Origin of the sequence: Candidatus Competibacter phosphatis (genome assembly GCF_012939995.1) — a bacterium.
GTDB classification, from domain to species: Bacteria; Pseudomonadota; Gammaproteobacteria; order Competibacterales; family Competibacteraceae; genus Competibacter; species Competibacter phosphatis.
The window spans coordinates 14384-28750 of record NZ_SPMZ01000030.1 but is presented as its reverse complement, the minus strand read 5'-3'; the positions used below and the strand labels follow the sequence as shown (position 1 = coordinate 28750).

The window sequence follows — 14367 nt, the reverse complement described above, 5'->3', positions numbered from 1 at the left end:
AGCCGTCTGGGACGATAAGCATATTATGGAAAGGCGTTCACGGCGCTGCACCGGAAATATCGCGTAAAGCCTGTGCCGCTTCCGGTCGCGACGGTTGGGCCAGTTGCAGTTCGATCAGCAGCGCGCGGGCAGCGACGGCATTGATGCGCCCGAGCACGGTTGCCATCCGCAACAATGGATCGTATGCGGGACGAAATTCCGGGCTGATACGTAGCACGGACAGGAGCGGTTCGCGCACCTGCGCCAACATGCGCCGCACGTCGGAGGTGGGTCGTACATCGCGGCCCAGCTCGATGAAGCGATTTCGGGCCGCCCAGTACGCGAACAGTCGCGATGCCCAAGCAGTGTCGCGAGGCGCCGCGAGCAGTTCATCCGGGCTGATCTCGACTTCGCGCAGCAAGGCAATCAGCCGATCTCGCGGCAGGGAATCGGAAACATAGGCGATGCGCGGCGCGAGATAGGCGACCACCGGATGGTCGTCGGTGTTAAGCGGCGCGTTGCCGGCGAAACGCGCCAGCGCGCGCGGACCGGCGATAAAGCTACCCAGCAACGCGAATTCGTCGGCAATCCCGAACTCGCCGGGGCCGTGCTTCATCGCCACGCGGGTCAAGCGCTCGCGCACCTGTTCGATATCGAAGCGCTCCCCGTCGCGACGCGCGACCAGACCCAGAACGGGCGTGTCCAGGCTGTTGGTGGCCAGCATCGCCCAGCCGCGCGGAAAAACGGTGAGGAAGGTCCGTACGATGCCGCGCAGGGTTTCGAGATCGAGTTGATGCAAGGGCAGCCATTGGCAGAACAGGCCGCCCGCGGCAAGCCGATCTTGCACGGCCTTGAAATGCTCGACGGTGTAGAGCGAACCGGAGCCACTGCGCGCCGGGTGGAAGTTGTCGGAGACAATCAGGTCGTAGCGCTCGCGGGTGATTCGCACAAAGCGTCTTGCGTCGGCGGTCATCAGGTGCAGGCGCGGGTTGCGCGCGTCGTCTCCGAACATGCCGGTGAAATACGTCGATGCGTCGATGACTTCCGGCAACAGTTCGACGGCATCGACCTCCAATTGCGGATCTTCAGCGGCCGAAGAGGCGGTGACGCCGGTGCCCAACCCCAGGAAGAGCGCGCGGCGCGGCGCGGGGTGGAGCAGGACTGGCAGCAGCGCTTGTCGGGCATCGGCGAACAATGTTGCGCTACTGCCTTCCTGCTGTCGGTTGTTGATATGCAGACTGGCCACGCCATTGGCGTCCTCCACCACGCTGACCGCCGCCATCGCCCCTTCCGCATAACGAACGATCCGCCCGCCCTCGGGAACATTCACGATCGCCAGGGACGGTGCCCATACGGCCAGCGCCAGCGTCGCGCCCGCCGTGATCCATTGGGTCATGGCGAACCATGCGCGTCGCGACGACAAGGCGAGATAGCCAGCGGCGACGAGCAGCAACGCGAACTTCGATCCGACCCCCGGCACGAGCACCACTCCGAACAGCCATGGTGCGACGGCGGCGCCCAAGGTATTGACGCCGAGCGCGCGCCCGAAGCCGATGCCGGCCGCGCGCGCGCTGGTGCCGAGGTGGCTGAAGAGCGCACCCATCACGATGGTGGGCAGCAGAAACGCCGCCGTCGCCAGCACCGCTTCGGCGGCCAGCGCGGCTCCCATGCCGTTTCCCAACGCATACAGCACCGACGCCTTGACGGTTTCGGCGTCCGCGAGGATCAGGACGCTGAGCAGGCAGGCCACCGCCAGCATGCGCAGTAACCGATCGCGCGGCTGTTCCACCCCATTCAGGCGATGCGACCAACGGTCATACATGGCGGCACCAAGCGCCGTACCCACCAAATACACCGCCAGCAATAGCGCGAAGGTATAGACGGTGTTCTCGGCGACCTGACTGAGAACCCGAACGACAAGCACCTCGTAGCCGATGCCCAGCAGCCCGGTGACGGCCAGCACCATCAGAACGCCGGGCGCATCCGATCGCACTGTTGCCGGTGCCTCGTTCTCGGGTTCGACGAAGAGCTTTGCCGCCGCCACGGCGCACAGGAAGTTCAGCGCCGCGCACACGCTCGCGGTGCGGGTCAGGCCCCATTCCGGGATGAGCCAGAACGCGGTGGCGAGGACTCCAAGGACGGCACCGAAGGTATTGCCCGCGTACAGCGCGGCGATGGACGCTCCTTCACGGTGCATCTTCGCCAGGACCCGCTCCATCGCCGGCAGTGTCGCGCCCATGGCCGCCGTCGCGGGCAGCAGCATCAGAAAGGTGCCGCAGAAGGCCACGGTCCATTGCCATGTCGGCGCTGGTTGCACACCGGTGAGATCGAGAATCCAACCGGTGACTGGCGCCATGAGGAACGCGAGCATCAGGCTCCATACTCCGATCACGGCTTCACAGGCCGCGTACCAGTAGGCCGGCTTGGCGCTGCGATCGATGCGGGGACCCAGCGCCAAGGCGCCTACCGCCAGGCCGCCGAAGAAACCCGCCACCACGGCGAGCACCGCCGCCGCTTCGTGGCCCAGCCACAGCGCGCTTTGTTGCGTCCAGACGATTTGGTAACCGAGGGCCGCGAAGCCCGAAGCGACCATCAGACCGAGAGCAAGACGCGTCGTGCTTCGCCAGGCCGCGATACGAGCGTTGTCTCGACGCCGGACGCCGACACGCTACCGTGTTCCATGCTCAGCCGCTGAAGGTGATTCGGTAACCCCAGGAATCCAAGTGGGTAGGAATCGCGTTGAAAGCCAGGGTGATGCGGCGTTCGCCCGGGTTTGGCGGCACCGCGTGCATGAGATAGCTGGGAAACAGCACGACATCGCCCGGTTCGGGCGCTGGGCTGATCCATTTATCGGCGTTATAGGGGCTGGTGATCACCCCGGCATGATCGTTCTTGAAGGCGAAGTCGGTTCCGCCGGGTGATTTCATGAACACCGTCCGTGCGTCCGGGTGGGTAGGGGTGAGGTACACGACCCCGGAGATGAAGCTGTTGGCGTGGTTATGCATCGCTTGGCGACCGCCGGTATCCAGCACGTTGACCCACATCTCCTTCAAGGACCATCCCAGGCGCTCGCCGAACAGCAGCGCGCCGAATTCCGCCAGCAGCGGCGTGACAAGGGCCGCCGCCTTGACGAGAAGGGGACTATCGCTGGGACGCAGCATGGCGGTGTGGGACAGATGGGCCGATGAGTTGTTTTCCTGGCGGGCCAGCGTACTGAAGTGTTCGACCAATCCGCCGACCAAGTCGCGATCCAGGGCGCCCGGTACCCGCATGAAGGGCGTGGGGAAGAGTCCGATGATTTCGGGCATGGGGGCGATTACTCGGATGGGTGACGACGGGTTGCGGCGCCACGGCAAAAGAATCAGATTACCAGCACGATGATGACAGATTCATGACCAACGCCTTCCTGACTCCAAGGGGCTCGGAAAGCAAGCGCTTTTCCTGCTAAAGCGTGAAAAAACGCCTTCCATTGGTTGTTCTCCATGGCCAAGACCCTTGTTGTATTATTTTTGTTATTTAATGCATCATAACTAAATCATTTTTGTAGAATTTTTTTACACAAAAAATCTTCATACTTAGTCATTAAAGTGTCATGTACGGTCATTACGATTCCGGCCCGGAAAACTTAGCGATTTGCTAAGGCATTAATCATCACCCATCGGTCCGGTCGGAGGAGTTTCCTGGATGAGCCACGAATTTAGCAAAAGCCAGATCGTTCTGGCCATTACCGCAGCGCTTGGTGCCGCCACCTTAGCCGCCGCGCCCGGTATCGCTGGAGCCGCGAATACCTCTGGAACCTACGTTACGGGGGACTTCCACAATCACACCACCTGCTCGGACGGTTCGATCTCCATGCAGAAGCTGGTCAAGAAATCGACCGACAAGAGTGATGGTACTTTCGGCCTGGACTGGTTCGTGCAAGCCGGCCACGGCGGTAACGGTAACCGCAACTGCACCTTGGTGGAAGACGCCACGCTGGACACACCGGCCTATCCGTATGTCGATGGCTATGGTCCGACCACGACCTGGCAGAACACGCCGGCCGAAGTGGGGGGGCCGATCGAGCCCAAGGGCGATCTTTCCTTTTCCTGCCCCTCGGGCTCTTCCGCCCCTTGCCCTCCCTACCAGAACATGTGGCGCTGGCAGGCGATCCAGCAGTACCAGTACCCGCTTCAGGAATATCTCAACGCTAAATTGGACCGGCCGCTGTTCATGGGCGTGGAGTCGGTGGTCGCCGGTCACGAGCACACCTCCATGTCGGTGATCACGGGTCAGATGCCTGCCGCCATCAATCGCCAGAAACTGCCGAAGAGCGTGGGCTACACAGCGATCGGCAATGCCGATGGTCTGGCGCAGTGGCAGTACTGCTTCGATCGCGGTAATTCCGACACCAGTCGCGGCGCCGCGAATCAGTGGGATTGCTCAGTTTCCGGCAGTCCGAACAGCGGCAGCCCGGACTGGAACACTACGGCCGCCAAGCTCAATGGCGCCAGCGGTACCTTGGGCCACACCAAGACCGTGGAAGGGCTGAAGTGGATGGACGAGTACCACCCGGACGCCAGCTACTACGTGCCTGCCCACCTGGAGCGTGCCGGACCGTTCAACCCGAACGGCAACAACGGCTTCAACGTCGAATCCCTGCGCGACTTCAACAACACCGCGCCCCAGGTGGCCTTCGGCTTCGAGACCCAGCCCGGTCACGGTGCCTCCTCCGACCGTGGCGAGTACTACCCGGTGCGCAACGACTTCAAGACCGACAACTTCCCCGAACCGCTCAAAGGGGGCACCTTGGTCAAGGTTGACTCCGTCGGCGGCACCACCTACGGCGGCACCGGCGTCTACGGCGCCCTGATCGGTGGCGTGTGGGACGCCCTGCTAGGCGAAGGCCGCGCCTGGTGGTTCTTCGCCAGCTCCGACTGGCATAACCGCGGCAGCTTCGGTCCCGATGATCGCCGCTCCACCCAGGACTTCTACCCCGGCGAATACCAGCGCGACTTCGTGATGGTTCGGCACGACGACAATAGTGGTAGAGGTGACAAGAGTGGCAAGAGCGGCAAGCTGACCCCCCAGGAGATCGTCAATGGCCTGCGCAGCGGCAACAGCTTCGTCGCCGGCGGCCAGTTGGTCGACCGCCTGGCCTTCGTCGCCTGTATCGGCAACCCCGCCCCGCACGGCCGCAACGAATCGGCGCTTGAATCGTTGGCGTTGAACGCGGCTATGGACAACACTGACCTCAACTTCGAGGGCTGCGCCACCATGGGCGAGAAGCTGGTGGTGCCGAAGGGTAAGGACATCGTCGTAGCCATCGTGGTGCGCGACCCCGCCGGTACCAACTATTCACCCTACACTTTCGAAAACCCATCCCTGCTGCAAGTCGGCATCCACCGGCCGCTCAACAAGCCGGTGCTTGACCATGTAGACGTCATTCGTGGCATGGTGACTGGTTACAAAACCTCGGGAGCAGCGGATTACGCCGGCGAGTGGCCCCGCAACACCAACTGGCTGAAGGCCGATGGCACCACCTACGACCTCTCCGTGGTTCCGGCAGCCGCCAAGAACATCACGGCGGAGCTGTACAAGACGTTCAACGACGCCACTTGGTCGACGGTCAAGCGCAATCGTGAGTTCAAGACCATGGTGTTCCGCATCTCGGCGGTCAAGGATTCCCAGTACCTGCGTCTGCGCGGCAGCAACCTGCCGCCCAGCGTGCCATACGAAACCGACGCCAACGGCAATCCGCTGTCCGACCTGTACACCAACGCCAGCGATCCGACCATGCTGCGCATCCCGTGCACGGCGTCTCACACCGCCAATAGCCAGTTCGACGGCTGCCCCGACCATTTGGAGACGGCAACCAGCGGCACCAACAAGGTTGGTCTGGCGGTGACGAACCCGATCGAAGGCCAGAAGGCCGTGTCGTATGACGTGGCGGCCTGGTCCGACCTGTGGTTCTACAGCAACCCGATCTATATCGAAGTCAACGGCTCTACAAAAGTTGCTGGCGTCGAATAGTCGCGAAGCACCGTAAACGGAGCGCCGCGCGATATCGCGCGGCGCTTTCGCATTTTTCCATCCCTTTACCCTGAGATACTCAATGTCCGCCGTGCTGCCGACACCCTTTTCGGGCGAAGCAAAATCTTCCCCTCGCGCCGCGACATGGTCCAATTGGCTGCGCGAGCCGTTACTGCACTTTCTCCTGCTGGGTGGCTTGTTGTTCGCCATCGATCATTTCATCAACGGTCGGGTCGACGATCCGCGCACGATCGTCGTGGATGCCGCCGTCGACAACCAGGCCCGGCAGGTGTTCAAGGCGGCCCGAGGCCGCGAGCCCAACGAGGACGAACTCTATGTCCTGCGCAAGGTTTGGCTGGACAACGAGGTGCTGTATCGCGAAGGTCTGGCGCTCGGAGTCGACAAGGGCGATACCGCCATCCGCGAGCGGGTGATCTTCAAGGCGCTGAGCATCATCGATGCTAACGTCAAGCTGCCGCCGGTGGACGACATGAAGCTGCGTGCCTGGTTCGAGAGTCATCGCGATAAATACGACGAGCCGGCCCGCTACGATTTTCAGGAAGCGGTGCTTTCCGGCGACAACTCCGAAACCGCCGTGCGCGCCTTCGCGGCGGCCTTGAACGCAGGCACACCGGGTGAGGCCAAGGCGGGTCTGCGTATCTTCAAGGATCGGCCGCAAAACAATATCGTCCAGAGCTATGGGGGGGGAATTCGCCGAAGCCTTGCGGCAATCACCCACCGATTTATGGCAAGCGTTGCCAACGCGCAATGGCTGGCGGGCGATACGCCTCGAATCAATCACACCGCCAAAGCCGGCCGATTTCGAAGTCTTGCGTGGCGTGGTGTTGCAGGATTGGAAAGATGCCACCGCCTCGGCATTGCGCAGCGACGCCGTGCACACCTTGGCAAAGAAATACACGATCAAGGTCGATGGAGAAGCGGAATGAAGGCTGGGCTCCGCGCATTTTTTTCTGGCGACCCTATGCTGCCTATTGACGAGTGTTGCGGTGGCGCACGAGATGAGCATGGCCGAGATGGAACTGCGCCAAATCTCGCCCACCGAATTCCAGTGGCAATGGACAGCCAGCGGCAATCGTCCGGCGAGCGAAGTCCTAAAGTTGGTGTGGCCGGAAGGCTGCCACGCCGAGGAGGATCGGGTGCGCTGCGGCAGCAACGGCATGACGGGCAAGTTGAGCGTCAAGGGGGTTGGCAAAGCCTACTCCGCAGCCATGGTGAAGGTGTTATGGCTCGACGGCCAGTCCCATGTCTACGCTCTCACCGGCAGTCAACCTTCAGTGCACTTATACGGGTCGGCTGAAGCGACCCCCAGCGGCGCCTGGTCTTATCTTTATCTGGGTATCGAACACATCCTGTTGGGGGTCGATCACTTGCTGTTCGTTCTCGGGCTGCTGCTGATCGTCCGTGACCGCTGGATGTTGATAAAGACGGTGACCGCCTTCACGGTGGCGCATAGCATCACCCTCGCCGTGGCGACGCTCGGCGTCGCCCACGTCGCGCCGGCGCCGCTCAACGCCTCGATCGCGCTCTCGATCCTGTTTCTCGGGCCGGAGATCGTGCGGAGCTGGCGCGGCGAAACCAGTTTCACCATTCGCCACCCGTGGGTCGTCGCCTTTGCCTTTGGCCTGCTGCATGGCTTCGGCTTCGCAAGCGGGCTGGCCCAGCTCGGCCTGCCCGAAAGTGAGATTCCGCTGGCGCTGCTTCTGTTCAACGTCGGTGTCGAAATCGGGCAACTCGCGTTCGTGCTCGGCATCCTGCTGCTTGAGCGCTCGTTCCGCCTGCTCGCATTCCATTGGCCAAGGCTGGTCGAGCGGTTTCCGGGTTATCTGGTCGGCACACTGGGGGCGTTCTGGACGATCCAGCGGGTTGCGATTTTGTTGCGAGGGGTTACATGACCATGAACATGAAACGGGCGGGAGGTCACATGACAACGAATACGAAACGCTGGAAGTTTCACGCGGTGCTGGGCGCGGCGATGCTCGCATTCGTGCCGGCGATCGCGTTGGCGCATCAGGAGGCGGGCCAGGCCGCCGGCTTCCTCTCTGGATTCATGCACCCGATTTCGGGCTTCGACCACGTCCTTGCGATGGTTGCCGTGGGGCTCTGGGGGGCCGTGCTCGGTTCCCCCGCGATTTGGGTGCTACCGGTGGCGTTCCCGGTGGTGATGGCGTTCGGCGGTCTCATGGGACTGCTCGGCATCCCGGTTCCCGGCGTCGAGATCGGCATCGCCGTTTCGGCGATCGTGCTCGGCGCGATGGTGCTTGCCCAGTTGCGTCCTCCGCTGTGGTTGGCGGCGACGCTCGTCGCGTTCTTCGCGATCTTCCATGGCCACGCCCACGGTCGGGAACTGCCCGAAGGCACGAGCGCGCTCCTCTACAGCCTCGGCTTCGTCGTTGCCACGGGCTTGCTCCATCTGGTCGGTATCCTACTCGGCGAAGCGCACCGTTGGGCGGCGGGACGCCAGGCGGTACGGGCCGCCGGTGGCGGCGTCGCGCTGGCGGGACTGTTCTTCCTTTGGCGGGCGATCGCATGAGGCGAGCGATACCCAAGCTCATCGTCGCGTTGACGGCGGTCGTCGCGACTCCGGCGCATGCCCACCTGGTCGAGACCGGCTTCGGTGCCTTTTACGACGGCATCGCGCACGTCGCGGTGACTCCCTCGGATCTGCTGGTCGTGGTCGCGCTCGCGCTGCTTGCCGGCCAGGGAGGGACGCGCGCGGCGCGATATGCGGTGTTCGCGCTGCCGGTCGCGTGGTTGATCGGCGGCCTCATCGGCGCGCGCTGGCCTTCCGCGGCGACGTTGCCGTTGCTCACCACCCTATCGTTCGCCATCGCCGGCGCGCTGGTCGCGCTGAACGCGCGGGTGCGCGATATCGGCGTCACCGTGTTCGCCATCGTGGCCGGGGGGGCTGCATGGCTTCGTGAATGGCGCGACCATGGCCCAGGTGGGTGTCGGCGGACTGGCGCTGGGAGGCGCGGTCAGCGCGATCTTTTTTTCTGACCGCCATTCTGTCGGCCGAAGTCACGGCGTTACCGGTTGGCCGGCCGCGAATCGCCGTGCGCGTCGCTGGAAGCTGGATCGCCGCGACCGGTCTACTGATGTTCGGTTGGTTGGCAAAATCGGTGTCATGAAACCACGCGAGTTGCGGAAAGTAATAGTGCCTGCCAACCGCCTCTCTTGATCTTGCCAGCCACGGCGCCCAACTCGATCTCAGGTCGAGCTGGGTCCAATACGCACCGGCTTTTGCCTTGGCGTCGCGATAGGTATCGCGCCGCCGTTCCCGCACGGTCTGGAGCGGCCGACCGAAAAGCCAAACCCATCACCATCGGCTGGCTCAGATGGGAAAAGCGCCTGGCGATTTCCACGCGCCATCAATCTCGCCTCTGAATAACCGGCGATTTTTCCGCCAGTATCCTCCCTGCTGCTTTTCTCCAAGCTCGCCGCGAATGGAGGCCACGTCATATCGCGGCGGCCATGAAATAACACGGCTCAGGAAAACCCTCTCGCCAGGCATCCAACCATCGATATCACATAACATATTGATTTATATCTATTAAAATAGAATTTTCGAGCTTGGCACGGGGTTTGAAACAGATCAAGCGGGTCGCCGCCACTGGTTGAAATCCCAAAACGAATCCGGGGCATCCAGTGAGCGGCACATCCCTTCTCTTGCTAATCCGTTTAACCCTGAAGGAGCCTTGTGTCATGAACAGCAAAACCCTCGTGAATTCCGCCCTGGCCAGTGTTTTTGCCCTCGGTTTGGTTGCCGTCGCCAACCAGGCGAGCAGTCAGCCGGTGCCCGAACAGAAAGGCGCCGAGAAGTGTTATGGCGTCGTCAAGGCCGGCAAGAACGATTGCCAGACCAACGCCCATGCCTGTGCTGGCCAGGCCAGCAAGGACGGTCAGGGGGATTCCTGGATCTATGTCCCCAAAGGCAGCTGCGAGAAGATCGTCGGTGGCAGCCTGAAGCCAACAGCTTAAGGATATCCCCGATGAGCGCCAAGCCGGCAACATCCCGGCTTGGTCCCAGTTCGATTCCGGTTCGCGCCGGAATCGGCCTGCGGGCCGAGCACTACGACGCGATACTGGAAACTCGGCCACCGGTGGGCTGGCTGGAAGTACACAGCGAAAATTATTTCGGAGCGGGCGGTAAGCCGCTGGATTATCTGGAGCGCATCCGGGTTCATTACCCCCTCAGCCTGCACGGTGTCGGCCTGTCGATCGGCTCGACCGATCCGCTGGACAAACCGCATTTGGCCAAGCTCAAGCATCTGATCGAGCGGTTCGAACCGGCGTTGGTGTCGGAGCATCTGTCCTGGGGTTCGGTCGGTGGGCGTTATCTGAACGATCTGCTGCCGCTACCCTACACGCAAGAAGCGCTCTATCACCTAGTTGCACGGGTCTCCCAGGTGCAAGACCTGCTTGGCCGGCAAATCCTGATCGAGAACATCTCCAGCTATCTGCAATACGTGGAATCGTCGATTCCGGAATGGGATTTCTTGGCCGAATTGATCGAACGCGCCGGTTGCGGGGTGTTGCTAGATGTCAACAACATCTACGTCAGCGCTCGCAATCACGGCTTCGACCCCGGTGCTTACCTGCGGGGGATTCCGCGCCACGCCGTCCAGGAAATCCATCTGGCTGGATTTACCGTCAACCGTTTCGAGGATGGCGAGATCCTGATCGATACCCACAATCGGCCCGTCCATCCGGCGGTCTGGATACTCTATCGCCAGGCGGTGCAACGCTTTGGCCCCATTCCCACCCTGATCGAATGGGACAGCGATTTGCCCGAATTGGCGGTGCTGGTGGGCGAGGCCCAACAAGCGGACACCATCCTGGAGGAACGCCATGCTCGCGCTGCATGAATTGCAACGACGCTTCGCCGCAGCGGTATTGGACAGCGACAGCAGCGGCTTCGAACACCACATTCGCGCGGCGGGTTTGTCCGGCGCACGGCGCTTGCGGGTCTACCGCAACAATACCCGGCTGGGCCTGACCGGTGCGCTGGAAGCGGTCTACCCGGTGGTGAGCAAGCTGGTGGGCGAGGGGTTCTTCCGCTACGCCGCCGCCGAATACATCGCCCGCCATCCGTCCCGCTTGGGCGATCTGCACGAGTACGGCGGTTTTTTTCCCGGCGTTTCTGCGTGCGTTCGAACCGGCCGCCGAGCTGGTGTATCTGCCTGATGTCGCTCGGTTGGAATGGAGTTACCACCAGGTTTTTCATGCCGCCCGCCACGCGCCGCTGGACCCAAGAGCGCTGGCGAGCGTGCCGGCCGAACGACAAGGGGAACTGCGCTTTCAGTTGCACCCCGCCGCGCGCCTGCTGGAATCGCCCTTTCCCATCCTGCGGATCTGGCAGGGCAACCAGGAAGACGCCAACGAGGCTTCGCTCATGGATTTATCCGAGGGCGGCGTCAAGCTGCTGGTGTTCCGGCGCGAGACCCTGGACATCGAATTTCAGCCCCTGCGGGACGGGGAATTCAACCTGCTGCGCGCTTTCGACGAAGGCTGTGACTTTACCGGTGCCTGCGAACGGGCCATGGCCGCGCAACCGGATTTCGACTTACCGGCCCACTTTGGCAGCCATGTCGCGCGCGGTGTCGTGACCGCCTTCGAACTGCCCGACGATCGTTTTTCCACCTGACCAAGGAAACCATCATGATGACCGCCGACGCATTCGCCAATTCCCCAGCTCAGCGTTCTTGGTGGACGAAAACCGGACCTGTGTTGTGCAAGGCTAACGCTTTGTTTCACAAGACTGCGGATTTGTTGACTCCGGTCGCCGATTTTCTAGCCCGCTACTGGGTCGCCGCCGCTTTCTTCAGCTCTGGGCTGACTAAGACCGTGAGCGGCAGCTTTACGCTGTTCGGACACAGTTTCAGCTATCCGCTGAGTCTGCTGCCGACCGAGACCACCTTCACGCTGTTCGAGTACGAGTACCACGTACCTCTGCTGCCGTCCGCGTTGGCAGCTTACATGGGTACAGCGACGGAATTGCTGCTGCCGGTGTTCCTGTTCCTGGGTCTGGGAACGCGCTACGCCGCGCTGGTGCTGTTCGTGTTCAACATCGTGGCGGTCCTGTCCTATCCGGACCTGAACGACGCTGGCTTGGCGCAACATCAGGTGTGGGGTTTGCTGCTGCTGATCACGCTTTGCCACGGTCCCGGCAAGCTGTCCCTGGATCATCTGATCGATCGATGGATCCGCCGTTGACCGACCTTACCCATCATACCGAGGAGGATTAAGCCACCATGAGCCATTTGGCCCAGGCCCCCGACGGCGAAGCGGTTGCCGTGGCCGCTCTACCTTGGTTTCCCGATCAAGACGACATCGATCTGCTCTGGCACATCGGCCTGTTTTCGGCGGACGACGCGCGCGCGCTGCGCAAGGTCTGGCGGATTCTGAAGGGGCAGACCGACGATTATCTGGACCGGCTGCTCGGCATGGTGGCGGCCTACCCGGCCTTGGCCACCGAGCTGGCCGTATTGCACGGCGAGCGCTGGCGGAAGGAAACAACCGACGATTCCGCCACCTTGCGCCGCTGGTTCCGACAGTGGTTGTTCGAAACCTGTCTGTTTCCACAAGAGCCTCCCTGGCTCCGGCAAGTCGATGCGAATTCACCGGAGCACTCAGAACCACCGTTGCTCCGATTTCGCTACATCGTTGCCTTGGCTTTTCCGTTGGCGGTGACGGTGCGCCCATTCCTTGCCACCGGTGGCAACGATCATCACGAAATTGAGCGGATGCAGCATGCCCTGCTCAAGGCCATCCTCCTGCAAGCCGCGCTGCTGAGCAAGCTCTATGTCAAGGAAGGGCTGTGGTAGCCAACCGAAACGCACGAAGCCGACGATCAGGCAGCGTGTTCAGCGCTGGCCGAGAGGATGGAGCAACGCCCCCGGACAATCGGGAAAGGTCGCCGGGGGGATCGATCAGCAGCGACCGCGATCGGAAATCCGCGGTCGTTGCGGGCGTGGGAGCGGTTGCGGCCCGCGTTTGGAGAGTTGAGCAACACTCTTTTAGCCCTGAAATTCACCTATACCTATCGATGAGGTCAATGAAGATGAAAATTTTTCGCATCATGAATGTAGCCTTGGTGTTATTGCTGAGCGCCATGGCTGTTCACGCCCAAGGGTTCAATATGAAAAGTTTCCCAAACGGCCTGGGAAAGTCGGACATGATGTACCGGTTTCTCGTGCCTGAGGGCGTCACCGTCACCAACAAGAAAGGGGAGGTCATGAAGGGAGGTTCCATCGTGACCGTGCCCGGCTCCAGCATCAAACTGCTGGAACCCGCCCAAGCCCAGAAACAGGCCAAGAACAACGCGTTCATGTCGAGCTTCATGAACGCTTCCCAATACTTCGCCATGCCGGAGGAGAAGGCGCGGGATCATGCGGTGATCGCGCTCAAGGTTCCCGAAGGCGTGACCGTTGAGGGCTATGGCAAGACGGTGAAAGGCGGGGAGGAATTGGTGCTGATGGTCGCCAATACGGGATCGGAAGCCATGCAGGACACCAACCCTCCCGGCTACTGGGACACCGCCGGTTGGGACATGAAGTAGCGGTATTCCAAAAGCCGTACCACACCTCTCTCTCCCTTGGGGGAGAGGTCGAGGCGAAAGGCTTGCCTCTCAGCGGAGTCCATGATCATGCGAATTTTCGATTTCTGGCGGTTAGTTCTGATCGGCGGCTTGTTGTTCCTGGGGGTGTACGCGCCCGCTCGCGGAACCGAGCAGCCAGCGGCCGGCGGTGAGCCCGCCAAGGCCACCTTCGCCGGCGGCTGCTTCTGGTGCATGGAACCGCCGTTCGCGTCGTTGCCCGGCGTAATCTCGGTGACCTCCGGTTACACCGGCGGTCACAAAGCGAACCCCACCTACGAAGAAGTCTCGGCCGGCGGCACCGGGCACGCCGAAGCAGTCGAGATCGTCTACGATCCCGCTCAAATCGGCTATGCGCGATTATTGGAGATCTTCTGGCATAACATCGACCCGCTCGATGCCGGGGGACAGTTTTGCGACCGGGGCCAGCAATACCGTCCGGCGATTTTCTATCACGGCGACGAACAAAAGCGCCTGGCCGAGGAATCCAAGCAGGCGCTGGAACAATCCGGGCGGTTCCAGCAACCGGTGGTGGTGGCCATCGAACCGGCATCGACCTTTTATCCGGCCGAGAATTACCACCAGGACTATTACCGGAAGAATCCCGTGCGCTATAAATTCTATCGTTATTCCTGCGGCCGGGATCAACGGCTCGAAACGCTTTGGGGCATGGCCCATTGACGCGGCTCGCGGCCGTGCCCAAGTTTTCTGGATTCGGCAGGGTCCGAGAGTATCTGTGAGGGTGTGTGTATGAATGGAAC

The 14367-nt window shown here is 61.9% G+C and carries 16 protein-coding genes; 12 read left to right on the top strand and 4 right to left on the bottom strand.

The window, feature by feature from the left end; translation table 11 throughout:
* Positions 1-37: 37 nt before the first annotated feature.
* From E4P82_RS11185 to E4P82_RS22840, 3 genes are all read right to left on the bottom strand, one after another.
* Positions 38-2572 (bottom strand): fused MFS/spermidine synthase, encoded by a 2535-nt coding sequence (locus E4P82_RS11185; RefSeq protein WP_169248960.1) that lies wholly within the window; start codon positions 2570-2572, stop codon positions 38-40.
* A 91-nt stretch (positions 2573-2663) separates the two neighbouring features.
* Positions 2664-3287 (bottom strand): putative 2OG-Fe(II) oxygenase, encoded by a 624-nt coding sequence (locus tag E4P82_RS11180; protein WP_169248959.1) that lies wholly within the window; start codon positions 3285-3287, stop codon positions 2664-2666.
* Positions 3288-3340: 53 nt separating this feature from the next.
* Positions 3341-3463 carry a hypothetical protein gene (locus tag E4P82_RS22840; protein WP_281383687.1) on the bottom strand — a complete coding sequence of 41 codons (123 nt, stop codon included), beginning with the start codon at positions 3461-3463 and terminating at the stop codon, positions 3341-3343.
* A 200-nt stretch (positions 3464-3663) separates the two neighbouring features.
* Here E4P82_RS22840 and E4P82_RS11175 point away from each other — a divergent pair, with 200 nt between their 5' ends.
* A complete protein-coding gene (locus E4P82_RS11175) occupies positions 3664-5991 on the top strand; it encodes a hypothetical protein (protein ID WP_169248958.1) in 2328 nt (775 codons plus the stop codon).
* Positions 5992-6160: 169 nt separating this feature from the next.
* Here E4P82_RS11175 and E4P82_RS11170 read toward each other — a convergent pair whose 3' ends face one another.
* Positions 6161-6910, bottom strand: a complete 750-nt coding sequence (locus tag E4P82_RS11170; protein WP_169248957.1) for a hypothetical protein — start codon at positions 6908-6910, stop codon at positions 6161-6163.
* A gap of 106 nt (positions 6911-7016) precedes the next feature.
* Between E4P82_RS11170 and E4P82_RS11165 the strand changes: the two genes are divergently transcribed.
* The 11 genes from E4P82_RS11165 (at position 7017) to msrA (ending at position 14287) form a co-directional block, all read left to right on the top strand.
* Positions 7017-7904, top strand: coding sequence for a HupE/UreJ family protein (locus E4P82_RS11165; RefSeq protein ID WP_246327532.1), 888 nt, complete (start codon positions 7017-7019; stop codon positions 7902-7904).
* A gap of 80 nt (positions 7905-7984) precedes the next feature.
* On the top strand, positions 7985-8542 hold the full coding sequence (locus tag E4P82_RS11160; RefSeq protein WP_246327537.1) for a HupE/UreJ family protein: 558 nt from the start codon (positions 7985-7987) through the stop codon (positions 8540-8542).
* Positions 8539-9009 (top strand): HupE/UreJ family protein, encoded by a 471-nt coding sequence (locus E4P82_RS11155; protein ID WP_169248955.1) that lies wholly within the window; start codon positions 8539-8541, stop codon positions 9007-9009. The genes E4P82_RS11160 and E4P82_RS11155 overlap by 4 nt, the downstream gene beginning before the upstream one ends.
* A gap of 705 nt (positions 9010-9714) precedes the next feature.
* Positions 9715-9990 carry a BufA1 family periplasmic bufferin-type metallophore gene (locus tag E4P82_RS11150; RefSeq protein WP_169248954.1) on the top strand — a complete coding sequence of 92 codons (276 nt, stop codon included), beginning with the start codon at positions 9715-9717 and terminating at the stop codon, positions 9988-9990.
* A gap of 11 nt (positions 9991-10001) precedes the next feature.
* Positions 10002-10877 carry an MNIO family bufferin maturase gene (bufB, locus tag E4P82_RS11145; protein ID WP_169248953.1) on the top strand — a complete coding sequence of 292 codons (876 nt, stop codon included), beginning with the start codon at positions 10002-10004 and terminating at the stop codon, positions 10875-10877.
* A complete protein-coding gene (locus E4P82_RS11140) occupies positions 10861-11196 on the top strand; it encodes an HvfC/BufC N-terminal domain-containing protein (RefSeq protein WP_169248952.1) in 336 nt (111 codons plus the stop codon). Before bufB ends, E4P82_RS11140 begins: the two co-directional genes overlap by 17 nt.
* Entirely contained in the window at positions 11183-11656 is a 474-nt protein-coding gene (locus E4P82_RS11135) for a hypothetical protein (RefSeq protein ID WP_169248951.1), read from the top strand. The genes E4P82_RS11140 and E4P82_RS11135 overlap by 14 nt, the downstream gene beginning before the upstream one ends.
* Positions 11657-11670: 14 nt before the next feature.
* On the top strand, positions 11671-12225 hold the full coding sequence (locus E4P82_RS11130) for a DoxX family protein (protein WP_246327531.1): 555 nt from the start codon (positions 11671-11673) through the stop codon (positions 12223-12225).
* Between the two features lie 38 nt (positions 12226-12263).
* The gene (locus tag E4P82_RS11125; RefSeq protein ID WP_169248950.1) at positions 12264-12836 is read left to right on the top strand and encodes a protoglobin domain-containing protein; all 573 of its coding nucleotides are present in this window, start codon (positions 12264-12266) and stop codon (positions 12834-12836) included.
* A gap of 236 nt (positions 12837-13072) precedes the next feature.
* On the top strand, positions 13073-13570 hold the full coding sequence (locus tag E4P82_RS11120; protein WP_169248949.1) for a hypothetical protein: 498 nt from the start codon (positions 13073-13075) through the stop codon (positions 13568-13570).
* Positions 13571-13657: 87 nt separating this feature from the next.
* Complete coding sequence (gene msrA, locus E4P82_RS11115; RefSeq protein ID WP_169248948.1) at positions 13658-14287, top strand: peptide-methionine (S)-S-oxide reductase MsrA; 630 nt, start codon at positions 13658-13660, stop codon at positions 14285-14287.
* The last annotated feature ends 80 nt before the right edge of the window (positions 14288-14367 follow it).

What these genes read in the sequence shown, in the direction of transcription:
- E4P82_RS11155 (WP_169248955.1), top strand. Translation starts at nt 8,539, where the DNA reads ATGAGGCGAGCGATACCCAAGCTCATCGTCGCGTTGACGGCGGTCGTC.
- E4P82_RS11140 (WP_169248952.1), top strand. Translation starts at nt 10,861, where the DNA reads ATGCTCGCGCTGCATGAATTGCAACGACGCTTCGCCGCAGCGGTATTG.
- msrA (WP_169248948.1), top strand. Translation starts at nt 13,658, where the DNA reads ATGCGAATTTTCGATTTCTGGCGGTTAGTTCTGATCGGCGGCTTGTTG.
- E4P82_RS11120 (WP_169248949.1), top strand. Translation starts at nt 13,073, where the DNA reads ATGAAAATTTTTCGCATCATGAATGTAGCCTTGGTGTTATTGCTGAGC.
- E4P82_RS11175 (WP_169248958.1), top strand. Translation starts at nt 3,664, where the DNA reads ATGAGCCACGAATTTAGCAAAAGCCAGATCGTTCTGGCCATTACCGCA.
- bufB (WP_169248953.1), top strand. Translation starts at nt 10,002, where the DNA reads ATGAGCGCCAAGCCGGCAACATCCCGGCTTGGTCCCAGTTCGATTCCG.
- E4P82_RS11150 (WP_169248954.1), top strand. Translation starts at nt 9,715, where the DNA reads ATGAACAGCAAAACCCTCGTGAATTCCGCCCTGGCCAGTGTTTTTGCC.
- E4P82_RS11185 (WP_169248960.1), bottom strand. Translation starts at nt 2,572, where the DNA reads ATGGTCGCTTCGGGCTTCGCGGCCCTCGGTTACCAAATCGTCTGGACG.
- E4P82_RS22840 (WP_281383687.1), bottom strand. Translation starts at nt 3,463, where the DNA reads ATGGAGAACAACCAATGGAAGGCGTTTTTTCACGCTTTAGCAGGAAAA.
- E4P82_RS11130 (WP_246327531.1), top strand. Translation starts at nt 11,671, where the DNA reads ATGATGACCGCCGACGCATTCGCCAATTCCCCAGCTCAGCGTTCTTGG.
- E4P82_RS11180 (WP_169248959.1), bottom strand. Translation starts at nt 3,287, where the DNA reads ATGCCCGAAATCATCGGACTCTTCCCCACGCCCTTCATGCGGGTACCG.
- E4P82_RS11125 (WP_169248950.1), top strand. Translation starts at nt 12,264, where the DNA reads ATGAGCCATTTGGCCCAGGCCCCCGACGGCGAAGCGGTTGCCGTGGCC.
- E4P82_RS11165 (WP_246327532.1), top strand. Translation starts at nt 7,017, where the DNA reads ATGGCCGAGATGGAACTGCGCCAAATCTCGCCCACCGAATTCCAGTGG.
- E4P82_RS11160 (WP_246327537.1), top strand. Translation starts at nt 7,985, where the DNA reads ATGCTCGCATTCGTGCCGGCGATCGCGTTGGCGCATCAGGAGGCGGGC.